The 20,013-nt window shown below is 62.2% G+C and carries 19 protein-coding genes; 10 read left to right on the top strand and 9 right to left on the bottom strand.

Going from position 1 to position 20,013, the window contains the following annotated elements; translation table 11 throughout:
• From Q3Y64_RS13950 to Q3Y64_RS13930, 5 genes are all read left to right on the top strand, one after another.
• Positions 1-1,002 (top strand): SIS domain-containing protein, encoded by a 1,002-nt coding sequence (locus Q3Y64_RS13950; RefSeq protein ID WP_303562719.1) that lies wholly within the window; start codon positions 1-3, stop codon positions 1,000-1,002.
• Positions 1,002-1,541, top strand: a complete 540-nt coding sequence (locus tag Q3Y64_RS13945) for an HAD family hydrolase (protein ID WP_101944365.1) — start codon at positions 1,002-1,004, stop codon at positions 1,539-1,541. The genes Q3Y64_RS13950 and Q3Y64_RS13945 overlap by 1 nt, the downstream gene beginning before the upstream one ends.
• Positions 1,538-2,113: an LPS export ABC transporter periplasmic protein LptC gene (gene lptC, locus Q3Y64_RS13940; protein WP_303562716.1), complete on the top strand. Its 576-nt coding sequence runs from the start codon at positions 1,538-1,540 to the stop codon at positions 2,111-2,113. Before Q3Y64_RS13945 ends, lptC begins: the two co-directional genes overlap by 4 nt.
• Before the next feature lie 16 nt (positions 2,114-2,129).
• Positions 2,130-2,672: a lipopolysaccharide transport periplasmic protein LptA gene (lptA, locus tag Q3Y64_RS13935; RefSeq protein ID WP_101944363.1), complete on the top strand. Its 543-nt coding sequence runs from the start codon at positions 2,130-2,132 to the stop codon at positions 2,670-2,672.
• A gap of 318 nt (positions 2,673-2,990) precedes the next feature.
• Positions 2,991-3,545 (top strand): phasin family protein, encoded by a 555-nt coding sequence (locus tag Q3Y64_RS13930; RefSeq protein WP_101944362.1) that lies wholly within the window; start codon positions 2,991-2,993, stop codon positions 3,543-3,545.
• Positions 3,546-4,098: 553 nt separating this feature from the next.
• Here the strand turns inward: Q3Y64_RS13930 and Q3Y64_RS13925 are convergent.
• Positions 4,099-5,262 (bottom strand): porin, encoded by a 1,164-nt coding sequence (locus Q3Y64_RS13925; protein WP_303562713.1) that lies wholly within the window; start codon positions 5,260-5,262, stop codon positions 4,099-4,101.
• Between the two features lie 283 nt (positions 5,263-5,545).
• The gene (locus Q3Y64_RS13920) at positions 5,546-6,709 is read right to left on the bottom strand and encodes an oligogalacturonate lyase family protein (RefSeq protein WP_170022784.1); all 1,164 of its coding nucleotides are present in this window, start codon (positions 6,707-6,709) and stop codon (positions 5,546-5,548) included.
• Between the two features lie 188 nt (positions 6,710-6,897).
• Between Q3Y64_RS13920 and Q3Y64_RS13915 the strand changes: the two genes are divergently transcribed.
• From Q3Y64_RS13915 to Q3Y64_RS13895, 5 genes are all read left to right on the top strand, one after another.
• Entirely contained in the window at positions 6,898-7,905 is a 1,008-nt protein-coding gene (locus tag Q3Y64_RS13915; protein WP_101944359.1) for a peptidase U32 family protein, read from the top strand.
• A gap of 102 nt (positions 7,906-8,007) precedes the next feature.
• On the top strand, positions 8,008-8,892 hold the full coding sequence (locus tag Q3Y64_RS13910; RefSeq protein ID WP_303562706.1) for a U32 family peptidase: 885 nt from the start codon (positions 8,008-8,010) through the stop codon (positions 8,890-8,892).
• Positions 8,882-9,307 carry an SCP2 domain-containing protein gene (locus Q3Y64_RS13905; RefSeq protein ID WP_303562704.1) on the top strand — a complete coding sequence of 142 codons (426 nt, stop codon included), beginning with the start codon at positions 8,882-8,884 and terminating at the stop codon, positions 9,305-9,307. The genes Q3Y64_RS13910 and Q3Y64_RS13905 overlap by 11 nt, the downstream gene beginning before the upstream one ends.
• A gap of 3 nt (positions 9,308-9,310) precedes the next feature.
• On the top strand, positions 9,311-9,604 hold the full coding sequence (locus Q3Y64_RS13900; protein WP_101944356.1) for a YidH family protein: 294 nt from the start codon (positions 9,311-9,313) through the stop codon (positions 9,602-9,604).
• Positions 9,604-10,347: a pseudouridine synthase gene (locus tag Q3Y64_RS13895; protein WP_303562701.1), complete on the top strand. Its 744-nt coding sequence runs from the start codon at positions 9,604-9,606 to the stop codon at positions 10,345-10,347. The genes Q3Y64_RS13900 and Q3Y64_RS13895 overlap by 1 nt, the downstream gene beginning before the upstream one ends.
• Here the strand turns inward: Q3Y64_RS13895 and Q3Y64_RS13890 are convergent.
• From Q3Y64_RS13890 to Q3Y64_RS13860, 7 genes are all read right to left on the bottom strand, one after another.
• A complete protein-coding gene (locus tag Q3Y64_RS13890) occupies positions 10,311-11,990 on the bottom strand; it encodes a tetratricopeptide repeat protein (protein WP_303562698.1) in 1,680 nt (559 codons plus the stop codon). The two genes, Q3Y64_RS13895 and Q3Y64_RS13890, sit on opposite strands and share 37 nt — an antisense overlap.
• A gap of 38 nt (positions 11,991-12,028) precedes the next feature.
• On the bottom strand, positions 12,029-13,501 hold the full coding sequence (locus Q3Y64_RS13885) for a tetratricopeptide repeat protein (RefSeq protein WP_303562696.1): 1,473 nt from the start codon (positions 13,499-13,501) through the stop codon (positions 12,029-12,031).
• 6 nt (positions 13,502-13,507) lie between these two features.
• Positions 13,508-15,169: a tetratricopeptide repeat protein gene (locus tag Q3Y64_RS13880; RefSeq protein WP_303562694.1), complete on the bottom strand. Its 1,662-nt coding sequence runs from the start codon at positions 15,167-15,169 to the stop codon at positions 13,508-13,510.
• A gap of 33 nt (positions 15,170-15,202) precedes the next feature.
• A complete protein-coding gene (locus tag Q3Y64_RS13875; RefSeq protein WP_303562692.1) occupies positions 15,203-16,591 on the bottom strand; it encodes a sensor histidine kinase in 1,389 nt (462 codons plus the stop codon).
• Positions 16,575-17,282: a response regulator transcription factor gene (locus Q3Y64_RS13870; RefSeq protein WP_368506657.1), complete on the bottom strand. Its 708-nt coding sequence runs from the start codon at positions 17,280-17,282 to the stop codon at positions 16,575-16,577. The genes Q3Y64_RS13875 and Q3Y64_RS13870 overlap by 17 nt, the downstream gene beginning before the upstream one ends.
• A 95-nt stretch (positions 17,283-17,377) precedes the next feature.
• On the bottom strand, positions 17,378-17,644 hold the full coding sequence (locus tag Q3Y64_RS13865) for a hypothetical protein (protein WP_101944350.1): 267 nt from the start codon (positions 17,642-17,644) through the stop codon (positions 17,378-17,380).
• A 145-nt stretch (positions 17,645-17,789) separates the two neighbouring features.
• The gene (locus Q3Y64_RS13860) at positions 17,790-19,994 is read right to left on the bottom strand and encodes a bifunctional (p)ppGpp synthetase/guanosine-3',5'-bis(diphosphate) 3'-pyrophosphohydrolase (RefSeq protein ID WP_303562689.1); all 2,205 of its coding nucleotides are present in this window, start codon (positions 19,992-19,994) and stop codon (positions 17,790-17,792) included.
• Between the last annotated feature and the right edge of the window lie 19 nt (positions 19,995-20,013).

The raw sequence follows: 20,013 nt of genomic DNA, 5'->3' as shown, positions 1-20,013 counted from the left end.
ATGACCCCAACTGCCCCGACGAACAACGCCGCCGACCCGGTGAAAGCACTTGCCACTGCGCGTCGCGTGCTCGCCATCGAGGCCGCTGCCGTCAGCGCACTCGAAACACGTCTCGGTGACGATTTCGTGCGCGCCACCAATCTGATCCTGGCCTCGCGCGGACGCGTGGTGGTGAGCGGCATGGGCAAGTCCGGGCACATCGGCCGCAAGATCGCCGCCACGCTGGCCAGTACCGGCACGCCCTCCTTCTTCGTGCATCCAGGCGAAGCCTCGCATGGCGACCTGGGCATGATCCAGCCGCATGACGTGCTGATCGCCATCTCCAATTCCGGCACGGCTGAAGAACTGCTGGTCATCGTGCCCTTGGTCAAGCGCATGGGCGCAGGCCTGATCGCCATGACAGGGAAACCGGACTCTCCGCTCGCCCGCCTCGCCGACGCTCATCTGGATACCGGCGTGGCCGAAGAGGCCTGCCCGTTGAACCTCGCCCCCACCGCCAGCACCACCGCCACCCTCGCCATGGGCGATGCGCTGGCCGTGGCGCTCCTCGAAGCGCGCGGCTTCGGCCCCGAAGATTTCGCCCGCTCACATCCGGGCGGTGCGTTGGGCCGCCGTCTGCTGACTCATGTGCGCGACATCATGCGCAGCGGCGACGCCATCCCGCAGGTTCCGGAATCAGCCAGCTTTGCCGAAGCACTGCTGGAAATGTCGCGCAAGGGCCTGGGCATGACCGCCGTCGTAGATGCGGCAGGCCGGGCCATAGGCATCTTTACCGATGGCGACCTGCGCCGTCTGCTCGAACGCGGGACGGACATCAAAGGCCTTAAGATCACCGAAGTCATGCATCGCAATCCGCGTGGCATCGGGCCCGACGCACTGGCCGTGGAAGCCGCCGAAATGATGGATCGCCACCGCATCAGCCAGGTGCTGGTCGTCGATGCTAAGCAACAACTCGTCGGCGCCTTCAACACGCTCGACCTCATGAACGCCAAGGTCATCTGATGAGCCAGCCCGCCAATTTTTCTGCCGAACACGCCAGCCGCCTGCGCCTGATGGCCTTCGATGTTGACGGCGTCCTGACCAATGGAGACCTCTACTTCACCCCGAACGGTGACGAGATCAAGGTCTTCTCCAGTCTCGACGGCCATGGCCTGAAGATGCTGCAGGAAGCCGGAGTCATCGTTGCCATCATCACCGGACGCAAGTCCGCGATGGTTGAACGCCGTGCCGAAAACCTCGGCATCCGTCACCTGTTCCAGGGAGTGCACGACAAGCGTGCTGTCATGCGCGAGCTACGCACCTCGCTTGATATGGCCTCCGAGCACACCGGCTACATGGGCGACGACGTGGTTGACCTGCCAATCCTGAGGGCTTGCGGCTTTTCTGCCACGGTGGCTGACGGCCACGAATTCGTGCGCGAACATGTCGACTACATCGCCACCAAGGGCGGTGGACGCGGCGCCGTACGCGAGGTATGCGATTTCATCCTGTCGGCCCAGGGCAAGCTCGAGCCCATGCTGCGCCAGTACCTGCAAACATGAAACGCATCTCATCGTTATTCCCGCTAATCATTGTCGCCCTGCTGGCCGCGGCCAGCTTCTGGCTCGAATACGTCGTGCGCAACGAGAGTCAGAGCGGTCTCGGCAAGGGCCGGCACGACCCTGATGCGATCGTGAACAACTTCCAGGTTGATCGCTTCGACATCAACGGCAAGCTGAGTTCTCGCCTGACGGCAAAGAAGCTCACCCACTACCCGGACGATGACACCGCCGACATAGAAACCCCGCACATCACCTTCCTGCACGAATCCCGCAACATGGAATTCCGCAGTGAACAGGCGCATGCCGACAATCGCCAGCGCACCGTGCTGCTGTTCGGCAAAGTGCGAGGCGAACGCCCCGCCACGGCAGATTCGGCCGCACAAACCCTCGACACTGACGAACTCACGGTCTGGGTCGATGATGAAATTGCCCGCACGCCGCAACCCGTGCTCTTCACCCACGGCAAAAATCGTGTAGAAGCCGTGGGCGCTGACTGGAACAACCTGACCGGGATGCTCAACCTGCACTCCAGCGTTCAGGCCACCCTCCCGCCGAAATCCACTACTCACTGAAGCCTGCGAGCGCCCCATGCCCATCAGCCTCCGCATCACCGCTCTTGCCCTCTGCCTTGCCGCGCTACCGGGCATCGCCCTTGCCGAAAAGGCCGACCGCGAAAAACCGGTCACCATCAAGGCCAGCAAAGCCAGTGCGGACGACCGCAACAAGGTGCAGATCTTTGAGGAGAACGTTCGCCTCGTCCAAGGCACTCTGGAAATCACAACCGACAAGCTTGTTGTGAGTCAGGACGCAGAAGGCTTTCAGAAAGGCGTCGCTACCGGTGGCAAGGATGGCCTCGCTCGCTTTCGCCAGAAACGAGAAGGACGCGACGAATACATTGAGGGCGAAGCAGAGCGCATCGAATACGATGGCCGCACTGACACAGCCCGCCTCTTCGTCCGGGCCCAGGTTCGCAGCGGCCCCAATGAAAGCCGCGGCCCTTACATCGAATACAACGGCTACACCGAGCTCTACACCCTAAGCGCCCAGCCCAGCAGCGGTGTCAGCAAGAGCAGTGACGGAGTCACGGTCATCATCGCCCCGCGCAGCGCCCAGCCCGCGCGTAAGCCCTGAAGCCAGCCCTCTTGCGCGGCGCGCACTGCGCGCCAACGCCTGCCCTTCTGGACACAGCCTAAAAGACTGCGGCAGCACAGCAAATTCTGCTGCTATCTCTCCCAGGGTACGCGCCGCAACCCCTGCTCTGACAAAGAGTATGGTTAAAAAACCTTCTCCGGTCGCATTTGTTGCGGTGCAGCAAAAACTTCTTGACTGTCGGTTTCTCCTCCATATAATTCGGGTTGTGCGGCGCAACAAAAGTTTGATCCGGCAGCACATGCGTAGCGCCCGTAGCAGTTCTGCTCAACCGAATTGAACCCGACTCAGGAGATCACCATGTCCCTTCCCGATCAAATCAGCATCGCCAACAAAGCCTCCATCGAAGCCGCCCTGACGTTTGCCAATACCGCCTTTGCAAGCGCCGAAAAACTGGCCACCCTCAACCTCAACACCGCACGTACCCTGCTGGAAGAAAGCGTTTCCAACGCCAAGACTCTGCTCGGCGCCAAGGATGCGCAGGAATTGGTCTCGCTGCAGAGCGCACTGGCTCAGCCGACCATCGAAAAGATCGTCTCCTACGGCCGTAGCGTCTACGAAATCAGCGCAGCCGCTCAGGAAGACATCGGCAAGATCCTCGAGTCGCAAATGTCGGAAGTAAACAAAAACGTCTCAGCGGCGCTGGACAAGGCCGCCAAGTCGGCGCCTGCAGGTTCAGACGTCGCCGTAGCCGCCGTCAAATCCGCCATCGCCGCCGCCAATTCGGCTTACGACAGCATCAACAAGGCCGCCAAGCAGGTTGCCGAGATCGCTGAAGCCAATGTTGCCGCCGCCACCACCGCCACGGTAAAGGCTGTCGGCAGCGCCGCTCCGAAGGCCAAGAAGGTCGCCTGAGCCACACCCGTCATCGGGCCCCGGCTGCAACCGCCGGGCTTTCAGACCCGCAGTCGCAATGACTGCGGGTTTTTTACGTCTGTAATACTCTCGCCCACTGGGCTTGGCTTGTGATCGCAGCCACCGGCCCCTCCCCCTGCATCCGGCCTCCTGAACCCCACAAAACATGGCGGCTCAGACCTGTGCGCTGGACGTACCGTTTGCTCGGAAAAATGCATTTCCTGATCTCCGCTCACAGCCCAATAGCACAGCCTCGGAGAGCCTCTCAAGGGAGAGAGCTCATCCCTTGCGTCGCAGATAGCCACTCACTTGCGCCAAAGTTCAGGGTGCAAAGAACAAAGCCCCGCATCCAGACAGAGAGCGGCTCACACCGAGCCGCATCTACTGACGGTATCAAACCCCCAGGCAACACTTGCTCCAGAGGCTGTCTCTCATGGAGCGGGCGCCTATAAAACCTACCTCACCCCGTACAACAAGCAACACAAAATCAGGCACAAAAAAAGGCAGCCCGAAGGCTGCCTTTTTAAGTCGTTTGACACTTCCGGAGGAAGGATCAGAACTCTTTCACGAAACCCACGCGGGTGTAACGCTCGTCGCGCTTGGTAGCGGAACGGGTTGCACCGAAAGCATCGGCGGTACCATCGTAGCCACCCACGCTGTTTTCGTTGCGTTCCCAATCGCTCTTCTGCACAGCGCCGTAGACATACACGCTCTTGGTCAGGAAGTAAGCGCCGCCCATCATCCAGCCATGGCCGCTGTTACGGTTGCTGCCGACGTCACGCACGATCGAGTACTCGACACCAACGGAAGCCTTGTCGTTGAAGTTGTACGACACGACGGCGTTGGTGATCTTGTCCTGATAGGCGGTGTTGATAGCGCGAGCGCGACCATTCTGGGTGGAGTAGGTACCCGCCAGCTTCAGACCACCGATCGGGAACACCGACACGAAGGCGCGTTGGAAGCGCATGCCATCTTCGGTTGCATCGGTCACGCCGGTGCTGCTGCGGCTCACATAGTCGTAACCGCCGTTCACCACCTTGCCGAAGGCGAATTGGAAGCCACCGCCCAGAACGTCGCCGCTACCGGTTGCATCAACGTTGCTGTTGCCGCCCTTGCGGTTGTCGCCGATCGCGTAGATGGCTTGGCCACCGATCTTGAAGGAGCCGAGGCTCAGGGTCGGGGTCAGGTACTGGGTGGTACGGTTGGTCAGCGCGGTCATGCGGTAGGTGGAGATGCCGTACTTGACGAATTCCAGATCCTTCGGCTCAACCATGTAAGGCTTGCTGGCGACGTAGAAGTCGTCACCGAAGTTCTGCACGCCCCACTGCACGCGACCAAGCATCTTGCTGCTCAGGTACACGGCCTTCTTATCGTTGGAGGTCAGGCCGCCCACACCGGCAACGGTGGAGGTGGTGCTGTTGTTGGTGGCCTTGCCATCGAAGAAGTCAGAGAAGCGCAGATCGATGCTGACACCGGCCTCCAGATCGCTGTTGATGGTTTCCTTGGCGCTGACGGTGATGCGCGAGGTGGAAGCGCTGCCATCCGACAGGGTTTCGGTGGTCTTGCCACCGGTGGAGCCGCCGCTGGAATCAGCGTTGGCAGTCTTCTTGAATTGATAACCGGCATCAACCTTACCGCCGATGGTCACGGAAGTTTGAGCGAAAGCGGCGCCAGACATCAGGCCGGCGACTGCCAGAGCAATGAGTTTCTTCTGCATGAGTTTCTCCTCACAGTTGAAGTACGGGGGCATGGCAGTTGCTACCTTGCTCTCCCATCCCACCTCTCGCGATTCGAGAAGTTGGGCTGATTCTGGCAAGTGGCTATGACTCACGGCAACACAAAGTCTCCCGCAGACGAGATTTGGCGCCGCCCCTGTTGCAGGCGTGCAACAGAAACATAATTCCACTCAGTCAAAAACACATCAGCTGCGCATATCCCGAGCCACAAAAAAACACCGGGGCACAGGCCCCGGTGTCATGAATGCAGCTTCTAGCAAGCGATCAGGCAGGCAGATCTGCCAGATAGAGTGCGGGCTCGCCTTCAAAATCAGAAGTAAACAGCACCCGCTTGTCATCCGGCGTAAAGGAAGGGTGCGGATGCGTGACCTGACGGTCTTCCTTGTACACTTTCCACGACGAGCTGTGCTTGCAGATCTTCTTGGTGGTCTTGGCCTTGAGGTCGAACATGTACAGGAAGGGGTCATTCTCATGCTCGTGAGCGGAGGTGTCAGACACATCCGGAGGCGTATCGCAGCCATCGCCCACGGCAAGCGTGCCGTCGTAGTTCGAATACAGGTGCGAGCAGGCCGGCATCGTGAGTAGGGCTTCATTCTTGAGCGTGATCGGGTCTGCGGCGCAGATCCAGCGCTCGGTGCTGCCCTTCTTGTAAGACACGTAGATCATCTTCGAGCCGTCCGGCGTGAAGAACTCATGCGTGCAGCTCTCACCTTCTTCGTGCTCCTTGACCTTGCGGACGTTCGTGCCATCTTCATTGACGAACCACATGCGCGCATCGACCAGATCATGCGGGCCCTCATGGCAGTAGGCCACGGTGCTGTCGTCGAAAGGGCGATACAGCGGGTGGCCCATCCACTTGGCCTGCTCGAAGATCACGCTGCTGGTGCCAGTGGCGATATCGATCTTCACCAGGCGGCAGCGCGGCTTGTTGTGATACTGCACGGCAAACTCTTCCCAGGTCTTGAGCGGCAGCAGGTCGCCTTCGACCACTTCGATACCGACCAGCTTGGTACATTCGGTATTAGCCACCCAGGTGCCGTAGCCCTTGTAACCTGCCGGCACGGTGTAGAGCACCTCTTCGACCAGCGAGTCGAGATTGACGCGACGCAGCTCGCGGCCGCCCTTCACGTAGTAGAGATACTTGTCATCCGGCGAGAGGAAGTTGCCGAAGGTGTTGTCGACCTTGCCGACGCCATCCGTAAGCTGGCGCGCGGTTTGTGTCTTGAGGTCGAGCAGGTAGGCATTCCAGCTACCGTTATCAAAGAGGCCACCAAACAGCAGCTTCGAGCCATCGTTGGTAAAACACTTCTGATAGAAGTAGTTACGGTGGCAGGTCACGTCAACCGGGGTCAGACGCGTCACGCGCGCGCCCGTATCGGAATCGGTGAAGTCTTCGAATTTCAGCTGGATGATATCGCCCTTGGCCATGGTGTTCCCCAAGAAAAATCTGCAGAACCGGCTCCGCAGAAAGTCTGGCATTTTACGGCAAGGGCGCCCGAAATCTTTAACCACGCCAGCAAGAATGTAAGCTCCGACGGGATCGCTTGACCCAAGGCAAGGCCATTGCACAGGGGGCTCCACTAAGCTTGGCGCCTGTTTTCAGGGGATCGAACGCAATGCTCAAACCCGAGCTGGTGTGCCCGGCCGGCGGCCTGCCGGCACTCAAGGCCGCCGTGGATAACGGGGCCGATACGGTCTACATGGGGCTCAAGGATGCGGCGACCAACGCCCGCAACTTCAGTGGTCTGAATTTCGATCTTTCCACCGCCCGCGAAGGCATCCGCTACGCGCACGGCAAGGGTCGAAAGGTGCTGATGGCCATCAACACCTTTGCCCAGGCAGGCGAAGAGCCTCGCTGGCACAAGGCCATCGATACGGCCGCGGAGCTTGGCGTGGATGCAGTGATCCTGGCAGACATGGGACTGCTGGATTACGCCACTCGCACCCATCCGCAGTTGCGGCGTCACCTCTCGGTGCAAGGCTCGGCGACCAATTACGAGGCCATCAACCTGTGCCGCGACCTGTTCGGCATCCAGCGCGCTGTGCTGCCGCGCGTGCTGACCCTGCCGCAGGTGGAGCATGTGATCGCCCATACCGATGTGGAGATCGAAGTCTTCGGCTTCGGCAGCCTGTGCGTGATGGTGGAAGGCCGCTGCCTGCTTTCCAGCTACGCCACGGGCGAATCGCCCAATACCGCGGGGGTCTGCTCACCGGCCAAGGCGGTGCGCTGGGTGGAAACCCCCTCCGGTACGGAGGCTCGCCTCTCAGGCATCTTGATCGACCAGTACAAGGCCGATGAGCCGGCCGGCTACCCGACCCTGTGCAAGGGCCGCTTCGAGGTCAATCACGAAACTTATTACGCGCTGGAAGAGCCGACCAGCCTGAACATCGTCAGCGCGCTGCCGGACCTGCTCCGCATCGGCGTGGCGGCGATCAAGGTTGAAGGCCGCCAGCGCAGCCCGGCCTATGTGGCCGAGGTCACCCGCACATTGAGAGCTGCCCTCGACGCAGCCTGTGCCGACCCGGCGCGCTTTGCCCCGAAACCGGCCTGGGATGCGGCGCTGGGTAAGGTGTCCGAAGGCCAGCACGTCACCCTGGGGGCCTATCTGCGCCCCTGGAAATGAAATCTTAGCCCGGATGCAGCGCCGCGAAATCCGGGGCCAAGCCCATCACGACACACGCCCGGAATGTGGCCTGCGGCCTTCATCCGGGCTACGGATAACAGCATGAAACTGACCCTCGGCCCCCTGCTCTACTTCTGGCCCCGTGAGGACGCCCTCGCCTTCTACCGCGAAGCGGCGGACTGGGCCGTCGATACCATTCACCTTGGCGAAGTGGTGTGCAGCCGCCGCCAGCAGGTGCGGCTGGATGACTGGCTCGGGCTGGCCCGAGAACTGGCCCAGACAGGCAAGGAAGTGGTGCTCTCCTGCCAGGCGCTGCTTGAATCCGAAAGCGAACTCAAGACCCTGCGCCGCCTCTGCGGCAATGGTGAATTCCTCGTCGAAGCCAACGATCTCGGCGCTGTGCAGTTGTTGCGCGGCGGTCGCTGGGTGGCCGGCCCGCATCTCAATATCTACAACGCCAGCACTCTGAAGCTCATGGCGGGCATGGGCGCTATGCGCTGGGTGCCGCCGGTGGAGATGAGCGGCGAGCGTCTGCAGCAGTTGCTGCAAGACGTGAGCTCCATCGAAACCGAATTGTTTGCCTGGGGACGCCTGCCGCTGGCCTTCTCGGCGCGCTGCTTCACCGCCCGCCACTTCAATCTGAAGAAGGACGATTGCCAGTTCCGCTGTCTGGAGTTTCCGGACGGCCTCGCGCTGGATACCCGCGAGGGCCAGCACTTCCTCGCCATCAACGGCATCCAGACGCAATCGGGCGCCGTGCAGGCGCTGCTGCCGCATCTGGCTGGCTTCGCCGCAGCCGGCGTCACGGGCCTGCGCATCAGCCCGCAGGCCCGCCACACCGCCGAAATCGTACGCCTGCATCGTGCCGCGCTTGACGGCGCTGCGCTAGACTCCACGCAACTGGCCGGACTTGCTCCGGCCGAACTCTGCGATGGTTACTGGCTGGGCCGCGAAGGCATCCGGCTTGGAGAAGAGCATGTTTGCTGAACTACGCCCGCCAAAATTTCTCGCCGAAATCGGCCCGAAGCTGCCCCAGCGCCCGTGGAGTGATGTGCTCTGCGCCAGCCTGGAGCTCGCCCGCATCACGAAGCAACTGGAGGCCGACTTCAGCTTCCTAGAAGGGCGCACGCTGCGCATCGTGATCGAGGATCTGGGGGCTCGCGCCACCCTGCGCTACGTGAGCGGCCATTTCCGCCCGGCTCCTGCAGATGCTGAGGCAGATGTGAGCTTCCGCGCAGCGACCGCCGATTACCTGAAACTGCTGCGCCGCACGGAAGACCCGGACACGCTCTTCTTCCAGCGCAAGCTGCGTATCGAGGGCGACACCGAGCTGGGCCTGACCCTCAAGAACCTGCTCGACTCGATCGAGCCGCCCGCTTGGTTCAGCAAGTTGGTCGCCTGACGCATGGCGGATGAGCCCTACGCCCGCTTCCGGCAGAGCGAGCTGATCCTGCGCGACGAGCTGGCCATCGACCGGACGCTCCTGGCCAACGAAAACACCCTGCTCGCCTACCTGCGCAGCGCCGTAACGCTCGCAGTTGGCGGCGCCACCCTGCTGCACTTTTTCCCTGCGGGTCACCTGTACTGGCTGGGCATTGCCTCCATTACAGCGGGCATCGGGCTGGGTGTGTTCGGCGTCTGGCGCTTTCTCCGCACCCAGCGCAGCATCAAGCAGGTGCGCCAGAAGACCGAAGCCTGATGCTGGACATCCTCTATCGCGACGAACACCTCATTGCGATCAACAAGCCTGCCAAGCTGCTGGTGCACCGCTCGGAGATCGATCGCCACGAAACGCGCTTCGCCATCCAGCTGCTGCGCGACCAGATCGGGCGCATGGTGTGGCCGGTGCATCGGCTTGATCGCGGCACGTCGGGGGTGCTGCTGTTCGCACTGGACCGCGACACGCTGGCGCTCGCAGGCCAGGCCTTCGAGCGCAACGAGGTAGAAAAGGAATATCTGGCCGTGGTGCGAGGCTGGCCCGAGGCGCAAGGCGTGATCGACCATCCGCTCACGCGCCAGTACGACCCCTACGAATCCCGCCCCGAGGAGGAGCCCGCGCCACAGGAGGCCTGCACCCGCTTCGAGCGCTTGGCCACGGTGGAGCTTCCCTTTGCGGTGGATCGATATCCGGCGAGCCGCTACGCCCTGCTGCGCCTGTTCCCGGAGACCGGCCGCCGCCACCAGATCCGCCGCCATCTCAAGCACATCGCCCATCCGATCATCGGCGATGCCACCCACGGCAAGGGCGTGCACAACCGTTTCTTCACCACCCAGTTCGGCAGCGAGCGAATGCTGCTGGCCTGTACCCACCTGCGTCTTCCGCATCCGCTTAGCCAGCACACGCTGGACCTGGAGGCGCCGCTGGATCCTGCTTTTTCAGCAGTCCTTGCGCAAACCGGCTTGGCTTACGGTCTGAAGCCCGCCAAGGCCACGACCAACTGAGCGACGACTCCGCTCCAGTCGCCAGCCTGCGTCTGACGGAACAGGCGCGCACTGGGATACCAGGGGCTATCACTGCGCTCCTGCAGCCAGCGCCAGTCCGCCGTCGTGCATAGCGCTATCCAGACGGGCTTGCCAAGTGCGCCTGCCAGGTGCGCTGCAGCGGAATCCACCGAGATCACCAGATCCAGCTGCTCGACCAGTGCGGCGGTATCGAGAAAGTCATTCCGGTCCGCGGCAAAGTCCCGCCCGCCGAAAGCCTCCAGGCGCTCACGGTCATCCTCGGTCAAGGCCTTCTGCAACGACACGATTGTGCTTCCGCTCGCCTGGCAAGCCCGGAGCAGTGGTTCGAGCGCGGCCAAAGGCATCGAACGCTTGGCATCCTCGACATTGGCCGGATTGCCGGCCCAAGCCAGACCGATCCGCAAACCGGCAGACAAATCTTGCAGACGCGCCTGCCAGACAGTACGGCGCGGCGGCGTCACGGCCAGATAGGAAGCGCGGGCAGGAATAGTATCCAGCTCCGTCCTGAAAGCTCGCGGCAATGACATCAGGGGGCAATGCAGATCGAAGGCCGGCAAGGTCTCTTTATCGTTCAGTACGGCAGCAGCCCCCTCCACCGATTCAAACAAGGGAATCAATTCCGGATGGGCCGCGAGGATGACCCGGGCACCGCGCTCAGCCACCAACGGGGCATAGCGCACAAACTGAATGGCATCACCAAATCCCTGCTCGGCGTGCAGCAGGATGGTCTTGCCGGCCAGATCCGCCTCCCCCGCCCACAGTGGCTGCGGGAACTGGCGGGGCGGTGGAAAACGGCACGAAAGCCAGCGTGATTCATAGAGACGCCAGCCCTCGGCGTAATCGCCCTTGAGCAGACGACACAGGGCTTCATTCCAGGTCGCCTCGGCAAAACCGGCAGGATCATTGCGCGCTTCGGCATAAGCGGCCAGCGCTTCATCGACCTTACCCATGGCATGCAGCGAGCAGGCCAGATTGAAACTGGCCTCGGAAAAGGCTGGCCGCAGGCGCCGGGCTTCGGCAAAGGCTTCCAGCGCCTCGTCAATCCGCCCCAGATCCTTGAGCGAACTCCCTTTGTTCAACCAGGCCTCGGCATTGCCCGGCTCTAGCGCCAGGGCCCGTTCGAAGAACGGCAGGGAGTCCTCGAAGCGCTTGTTTTTCCAGAGCAGAGCCCCGCAATTGTTGTAAGCCGCCACATCGCCCGGCTCCAGTTCGATAGCGCGCAGATAGGCTGCCTCGGCCTCCTCAAGGCGCTGCATCTGCTCAAGCAGGTTGGCACGATTGAAATGCACCGAAGCCAGGCTAGCATGCAAGCGAATTGCATTGTCATAGCAGGCGAGCGCCTCCTCCAGCCGGCTCTTGCGCCGCAAGAGCATGCCGAGATTGATCCACGGCCCCGGATGCTCCGGATCTGCCCGCTGCGCATCGCGAAAAAACCGCTCTGCGGCTTCGTCCTGACCACGGTCACCGGCGATCAGGCCCAGCAGGTTGAGCGCATCCGCGGCTGCGGGCGCCATCTGCAACACGGACTTGCACCGTGCCTCGCTGACCGCCAGCTCGCCTTGCGCGTAACTCTGCACAGCTTGCTCAAGCAGACCATGAATGATGTTCATCAGATACGTCATGAAATTTCTCTCTAAAGCCCAAAACGGCGGTGGGCAGATCAGGCGGGAAGTGCCTGCCGCATCTGTGCAACCAGACCCTGCCAGTCCCCCGGCGAGCCCTGACGGAACAAGCGGGCGGTGGGATACCAGGGGCTGTCCACACGATCCAGCAGCCAGCGCCACTCGCCCACGAAAGGCAAAGCCAGCCACAGCGGCTTGCCCAGCGCGCCAGCCAGATGCGCAGCAGCCGAATCGACCGAGATGACCAGATCAAGTTGCTCGATCAGCGCAGCCGTATCGAGAAAATCATTGATCTCGGCACTGAAGTCCGCCACGCCGAACCTCACCAGCAGGCCACGCTCAGCCTCCGTAGGCGCCTTCTGCAGCGAAACGAAATGGGCGCCCGAACGCAGCAGGGGCTCAAGGCTTGCCAACGGCATCGAGCGGTTGAAATCGTTGCGGTGGGCGGGATTTCCTGCCCAGGCAATCCCGATCTTCAAACCCTGCGGCAAGTGGGCCAGGTGCTCACGCCAGCACAGGTTACGCTCAGCCGATACGCCAAGATAAGGCACCTCCGTCGGAATGCTTTCGAGGCAGGTGCCAAAGGCCAGCGGCAAGGTCATCAAGGGGCAATGACAATCAAAAATCGGCAGCGAGTCGCCCGCATCGATCACCTCGGCAACGCCGGCCACCGATTCAAGCAGCGAGCGCAGGCCCTTACGCACTTCGAGCAGCACCCGCGCACCTCGTGCAGCCACCAGCGGAACGTAACGGGCGAACTGCAGCGAATCACCAAAACCCTGCTCGCCATGCAACAGGATGGTCTTGCCAGCAAGGTCCGTGTCACCCAGCCACAGTGGTTGCGAAAAATTGCGCGCGGCAGCGAAACCATCGACCTGCCAGCGCGCCTCGTGCAGGCGCCAGCCCTCCAGAAAATCCCCCGTCAGCAGTCGGCAGCGGGCTTCGTTCCAGCGGGCTTCGGCAAACTCCGGCGCAAGGCGCCGGGCTTCTCCATAAGCCGCCAGGGCTTCGTCGAAGCGACGCATATCCTGCAACACTAGGCCCCGGTTGTTATGCAGCAAGGCCAGCGCCGGCTGCTGGCGGATGGCAAGATCAAGCGCAGCCAGAGCTTCTTCAAAACGGTGCAGATCGCTCAACAGGTTGGCACGATTGACCAGCGCCTCGAAATAATCAGGCGCGAGGCGCAAGGCCTGTTCGAACGCAGCGAGGGCGGCCCGCCGCTCACCTTCAGCCAGCAGGATCAACGCATGGGTGTTGTGCGCGGAAGGGGAGTCCGGCCGGATCGCCAGTGCGCCGCGAATCATGGCCAGCGCTTCGCTCAGCCGGCCCAAGCCCTGCAGCACGGAAGCCAGGGCTTCGAACACGACGGGGTTGCCGGGCGCCACGGCCAGCAACCGGCGCAGCAATTGCTCTGCCTGTGCCAGGCGGCCGCTCTCCGCATGCTCAAGCGCCAGCCGAAAGACCTGCTCCGGCGTGTACTGCCCCTGTGGGGGTGACGCAAAGATATTCATGCTCACTCAGCCCTGTTCATTCAGCACGCCGGTCAGTGCAACAACAACTCCCTGCCAATCACCAGGAGTGGTTTGCCGGAACAATCGCGCAGACGGATACCAGGGGCTGTCGTAGCGTCCCTCGAGCCAGCGCCAGTCTGCAGCGAACGGCAGCAGGATCCAGACCTCTCGGCCCAAGCCCCCGGCCAGGTGCGCGACCGAGGTGTCAATCGATATCACGCGGTCCATCTGTGAGAGCAGCGCGGCGGTGTCTTCAAAATCACCAAGCGCATCATCATGGAGGAATACATTCGGAAAATCCGCCAGATAGCGGCGCTCCTCATCGGAGACCACCTTCTGCGCAACATGGAACTCCATTCCCGTCGCCAGGAGCGGCGCAAGCTGATCGACCGATAGGGACTTGATTCGGTCACCCGGTGTGGTCGTCCGCCAGACCAAGGCAATCCTCGGCGCGGTAGCCGGGCCCAGGCGACGAGCCCAGACATCAAGCCGTGCCTGACGAACATCGAGATAAGGTCCGGAAACAGGCAGCGTGTCCAGCGTCACATCCAGCAACAAGGGCAGGCTGATCAGCTCGCAATGCAGATCAAACTCCGGCAGTGGCTCGCCCTGCGCCACAAGCCTCCCCATCCCGGGGCGTCCTTCCAGCAGCGGCAACAACCCCGCCTGCAATTCGAAGACGATATTCGTGTCCTGGCTAACCAGCTGAGGCAGGAAGCGGCAGAACTGCAGCGTATCGCCCAAACCTTGCTCTGCGTGGACGAGCAGGGTTCTGCCGGCGAGCGGCTCGCCTTGCCAGCGGGGCTCGGTCAGCTGGCGTAAAGCCAACTCCCGAGGCTCCTGCAAGCGCCATTCGTACAGCGGCCAGCCTTCCCGGTAGCGCCCGAGCTTGAGCAGGCACAGCGCCGCATTCCAGTGCGCGGCATAGTGCGCCGGATCACGCTGGGCGGCACGCGTGAAGCACTCCAGCGCGGCCTCGGTCTGCGCCGCAGCTTCGAGCACCAGTCCTCGCCCCACGGTCGCTTCTACATGCTCGGGCTGGAACACAAGGACGCGCTCGAAAATTGCGCCGGCTTCCTCTCGCCGTCCAAGCTGTTCGAGCGAAGCGGCCTTGCCGACATGCAGATCGAGATTGTCCGGCGCAATGCGCAAAGCCCTGTCAAACCAAGCAACAGCCTCCTCATGCCGACGCACTTTTTGCAGCAAGGTGGCGCAGTTGTTGTAAGCATCGGGATCCTGCGGATCGCAGCGCACGGCCTGCACGAAGGCCTCGACGGCCTCCTGCGGGCGACCTAGTTCGCGCAGGAGATTGCCACGGTTGAAATGCGCAGCAGCCATGTCCGGCCAGCCATGCAAAGCCTTGTCATAGGCTTCCAGTGCTTCGGTGAAACGGCCCGTGGCCTTGAGCAGCATGCCCAGATTGAGCCAGATCTCGGCGGTCTCAGGCTGATGCCGCAGCGCCTCACGGAAGCAGGCTTCGGCGGAGGCTTCCTGGCCCGTCTCGCTCAGAATCAGGCCCAACAGATTGAGTGCATCGACAGAACGAGCCTCCATCTGCAGGACGGAGCGACAGCGCTGTGCAGCCTCGGGCAATTTACCTTGCTGATACAAGGAGAATGCAGTGGCCAACAGATTGTCGATAACGAATGACAGCGGGTTTACGGCCATGAACGGCATGCCATCCTGAAAAACGGTGGGCCATTATAAGGCAGCCGTATTCACCTGCCCGATCTCGATCCTGGCCCTCAGACCACGCCCATCCGCGCCAGCTCCCAGGATCAGGCGGCCTTGATGCCCCTCGACGATCTCGCGCACGATGGCCAGGCCAAGGCCGCTGCCACCACCCGGAGAGTCGGGCAAGCGGGCAAAACGCTCCAGCACTCGGCCGCGCTGCTCAGGCGGAATGCCCGGGCCATCATCCTCGACCTCCAGCCAGACCTGCGTGGCATCGGCTCCGGTGCGCAAGGTCACGCAACCACCACGCGGAACATATTCGAGCGCGTTGTGAAGAAGATTGGCCATAGCCTCACGCAACAGCAAAGGAGATCCATTCAAAGGGGCGGTCCCAAGCTCAAAGCCCAGATCAATGCCGCCCTCGATCGCCCGGGGGACCCATTCATTGACGAGCTCACCGGCCAGTTTGGCCAGATCGGTCGGCACATGAGCGTCTGTACTACTGGCCCCGGGTTCGGCGCGCGCCAGAGATAGCAGTTGCACCGCCAGACGCGCCGAGCGCACGGCGGATTCGTGGATTTCACCAAGGCGGCCGCGGTTCTCGGGATCCTTCGTTTCCAGCTGCGCCAGCTCGATGCGCGATTGCAGCCCGGCCAGCGGCGTGCGCAACTGATGCGCTGCTGTGGCAAGGAATGCCTGCTGGGCCTGGTTGGCCTCGCCCAACTGCTGCATCAGGCGATTCACCGCCGTCACCAGGGGCTGGACTTCATCCGGCGCGTCACGCAATTTCACTGGCGAAAGCTCACGCGGCGAGCGCCGCTCAATCTCGCGTGAGAGGCGCACCAGCGGCCGCAAACCACTGCCCAACCCGAACCACACCAGGGCAAAAGCCACGCTGCCCACAAGCGCCACCGGCACGAGGGCGGAGAGCTGCATGTCGCGGATCAGGCGGCCTCGCTTGCGCAGGGTGGCCGCCAGCACCACGCCGCAGTCGAGTGCACCGCACGCTTTGAGAATGGCCACGGCGCGCACCGGGCGCTCGTTGACCTGCGCGTCAAAGTAATACGGCTCGCCACGTTTGACGACATTTCCCGGCCACAGCAGGCCGCTCTCACCTGCGATGCGCTCGAAACGCTCGTTGAACGCGGCGTACCAGTTGTAGTCCAGGGCGTCTGCGTCCAGCAATGCGGCGGCCTCGTCAGAAAGCTGGAAGCCGGTATCACCGGTGTCGTCCACCACGAAGTGCTCGGCCAGCGCCACCGCGACGTCGTTCATGGCGCGATCGAATTCGCGCTGCATCGGGCGCACCGCCAACAGGTATTGCACGGCAGCGCTGGCCAGCAGCAGCGCCAGCAGAATCGGCAGCAGGATCAGCGCAAGGCGCCGACGCAGGCTGCCGCTAAGCTTGCGCAGCATCGATCGGCTCTTCTTCGAGCATGTAACCGAAACCGCGCACAGTACGGATGCGCAAACCGGAATCGGTCAGCTTGGTACGCAAACGGGAAACGTAGACTTCCACGGCGTTCTCGCTCACGTCCCCCTCCCAGCCCGATAGCGAGCTGACCAGATGCTCCTTGCTGACCACCTTGCCGAGATGGCGCAGGAAGTATTCGAGCAGCTGCCATTCGCGCGCCGGAAGCTCAATCTCCAGCCCGGCCACCCAGGCCCGTCGCGCGGCCGCATCCAGTACCAACTTGCCAACCGTGGTCTGCGCCCCGGCAGACTGGCCGCGTGCACGCCGCACCAGCGCCTTGGCGCGCGCCACCATTTCGGGCAGGGCAAAGGGCTTGACCATGTAGTCGTCCGCGCCCAGTTCAAGGCCATGCACGCGATCATCGATCGCCTCGCGCCCAGTCAGCACCAGCACCGGCAGGCGCAAGCCCGCGGCACGCACCCGGCGCAGCACTTCGAAACCGTCAATGCCGGGCAGGCCGATATCCAGCACCAGCAGGTCGTAGTCATCCGCCTGCAGGGAGTTGGCCACTGGCTCGCCCTTGGCGGTCCAGTCGACCTGCGCGTCGGCCTGGCTCTGCAGGGCACGCGAGATCGTATCGGCCAGCGCAGGATCGTCTTCCACCAGCATGACGCGCATGTTCAGGGCTTTCAAATTAAGAGTTCATATGGTGCCAGAAAAGCACAAACGCCCGTGGAGGTGGCGGGCGCTTGTGCTGGCTTGAGCCGCTTGCGCGACCCCTCAGACATTTACTTCTTGGCCGGCGCTACAGGTGCGGAAGCCGCCGGTGCCGGAGCGGCAGGCGTCGAAGTACTGGCCGAAGACTTCGCCTCAGTCTTCTTCTCGGTGCTTGCCACCTTGTGCAGCGCGGGAGCGGTGGTCTTCCCGGTGCTCACGGTGGAGGTTGCCTTTTCGGTCTTGGCCACCGCCTTGACCGGAGCAGCCGGCGTTTCGGCGGCAAAAGCGGTGGAGGCTGCGAAAGCCAGGGCAACAACGCTCAGGGTGATCTTGGTCATTTGGCAATTCCTCGTATCTGGTTGAGTGGCGGACTTGCTTGAGCGCGTGTCCGACCACTGCAGATTAAGGATTGAAGCTGACCACAGCCTGAGGCCAGACTGACAGCGAGCTGACACCACCTGCCCTTGCTGCTCAGCCCTCTGCTTAACCCCGACTAGCCGAGATCACGCCCTGCACTTCGCCGATCTGCTGGATCACCCGCGCCACCGGCTCGGAGCCGGAAACCTCAATAGTGAAACGCATGTGCGCCCGGCCGGACTTCGAGACCGTATTCACGCCAATGACATTGAGCTTATCGCGGGTAAACACATCCGACACATCACGCAGCAGGCCCGGGCGGTCATGCGCCTCGAGCACCACATCGACCGGAAAGACCTCGTTAAAGGCCTTGGCCTTGACGGCATGCGACCCCCACTCCGCCGGCACGATGCGCTCCGGGTGCTGCTTGGCAATATTCTGGAAGCTCGTGCAATCCGTACGGTGAATCGACACACCACGCCCACGCGTCACGAAACCCTGGATTTCGTCCGGCGGCACCGGCTTGCAGCAGCGTGCAAGCTGGGTCAGCAGGCGACCGACGCCGACCACCAGCACGCGGTCGTCCGATGAAGGCTTGTGCTCTTCACGGATCACCAGCTCCGGCTCAGGCGCAGCTGGCAACTCGGGAAGCACTGCGTTGTGAATCTGACGTCCGCTGATGTCACCACGCCCCACTGCGAGGAAGAAAGCGTGCAGATCCTTGAAGCCCAGCTTGCCCGCCAGTTGCTCCTGATTGGCCTGGGTCATGCCGCCGCGCTGCAACTCCTTGGTCACGATCGCACGGCCATGTGCAGCAGTTTCCTCTTCCTCCTGCTGCACGAACCAGCGCCGCACCTTGGCGCGCGCGTTCGAGGTGACGAGATAGCCTAGCTGCGGGTTGAGCCAGTCCCGCGAGGGGCCGCCTTGCTTGGCGGCAATGATCTCCACCTTCTGCCCACTCGCGAGCGGTGTATCCAGCGGCACCATCTGGCCATCAAGCTTGGCGCCGCGGCAGCGATGGCCCAGGTCGGTGTGCAGGCGGTAAGCAAAATCAATCGGCGTCGCACCCGCCGCAAGATCGATCACGCGCCCTTGTGGCGTCACCACATAAACGGTGTCGTCCAGCGCAGCTGCCTTGGTGTGCTCCTCCCACATGGCGCCATCAGTGACTTCATCACGCCAGGACAACAGGTTGCGCAGCAGGGCGATCTTCTCGTCATATTCCGAGCCACCCGGCTCCTTCGCACCTTCCTTGTAGCGCCAGTGTGCAGCTACACCCAACTCGGCATGGCGGTGCATGTCATAGGTGCGGATTTGCACTTCCATCGCCCGGCCGTCCGCCGCGCGCACAGCCGTATGCAGCGACTGGTAATTGTTGCCCTTGGGCTTGAGGATGTAGTCGTCAAACTCCTTGGAGATCGGCTCCCACAACTCGTGCACCAGGCTCAGCACCGCATAGCAGTCACGCACTTCCTCGACCAGCACCCGCAAGGCGCGAACGTCATAAACCTGATCGAAGCCAACGTTCTTGCTACGCATCTTGTTCCAGATGCTGTAGATATGCTTGGGTCGGCCATAGACCTCAGCCTTCACTCCGATGGCGGCCAGATCATGCTTGAGACGCGCGATCGAGTCTGCGATGAATGCCTCGCGCTCCACGCGGCGCTCGTCGAGCTGCTTGGCGATTTTCTTGTAGGTGTCCGGCTCAAGAAAACGGAAGGACAGATCCTCCAGCTCCCATTTGAGCTGCCACACCCCGAGGCGATTGGCCAAGGGTGCATAAAGATCCATGCTCTCGCGGGCGATATCGAGATTGGTGCACTCTTTGTGCAGCGCGAAGTGACGCAAAGTCTGCACCCGCGACGCCAGGCGCAGCAGCACCACACGGATGTCCTCAGCGAGTGCCAGCACCATCTTGCGCAACACTTCGGTCTGCGCACGCAGGTCCGCAGGCGTTCCGCTTTCGGTACGCGAACTCATCTGCAGGCGGTTCAGGCGCCGCAAGCCTTCGACAAGCTTGGAGGTAAGCCCACCGAATTTCTCCTCGATATGCTCGGTGGCCTTCGGATCAAACTCATGCACAGCAAACAGCAATGCTGCAACACGCGCATCCAGATCAAGGCGCAGTGACACGGCCACCAGTGCCATGCCAAGAGCATGCTCAAAGATACCTTCGCCACTGGTTAGCTTGCGATCACCATAGCAAGCCTGTGCCCACTCCACCGCCTGGGCAAGCACGGGCCGCGCCTCGGCGGACAGGCCATTGGCAAGGACTTCATCAAAGGGAATTGCGCCGTCGGTATTGGCGACTGAGTGCTGAACTGAGACCATGCCGGATTATCCCACAGGC

Source organism: Uliginosibacterium sp. 31-12, from assembly GCF_030548425.1.
Lineage (GTDB): Bacteria > Pseudomonadota > Gammaproteobacteria > Burkholderiales > Rhodocyclaceae > Uliginosibacterium > Uliginosibacterium aquaticum.
This window is presented reverse-complemented; position numbering and strand designations above follow the sequence as displayed.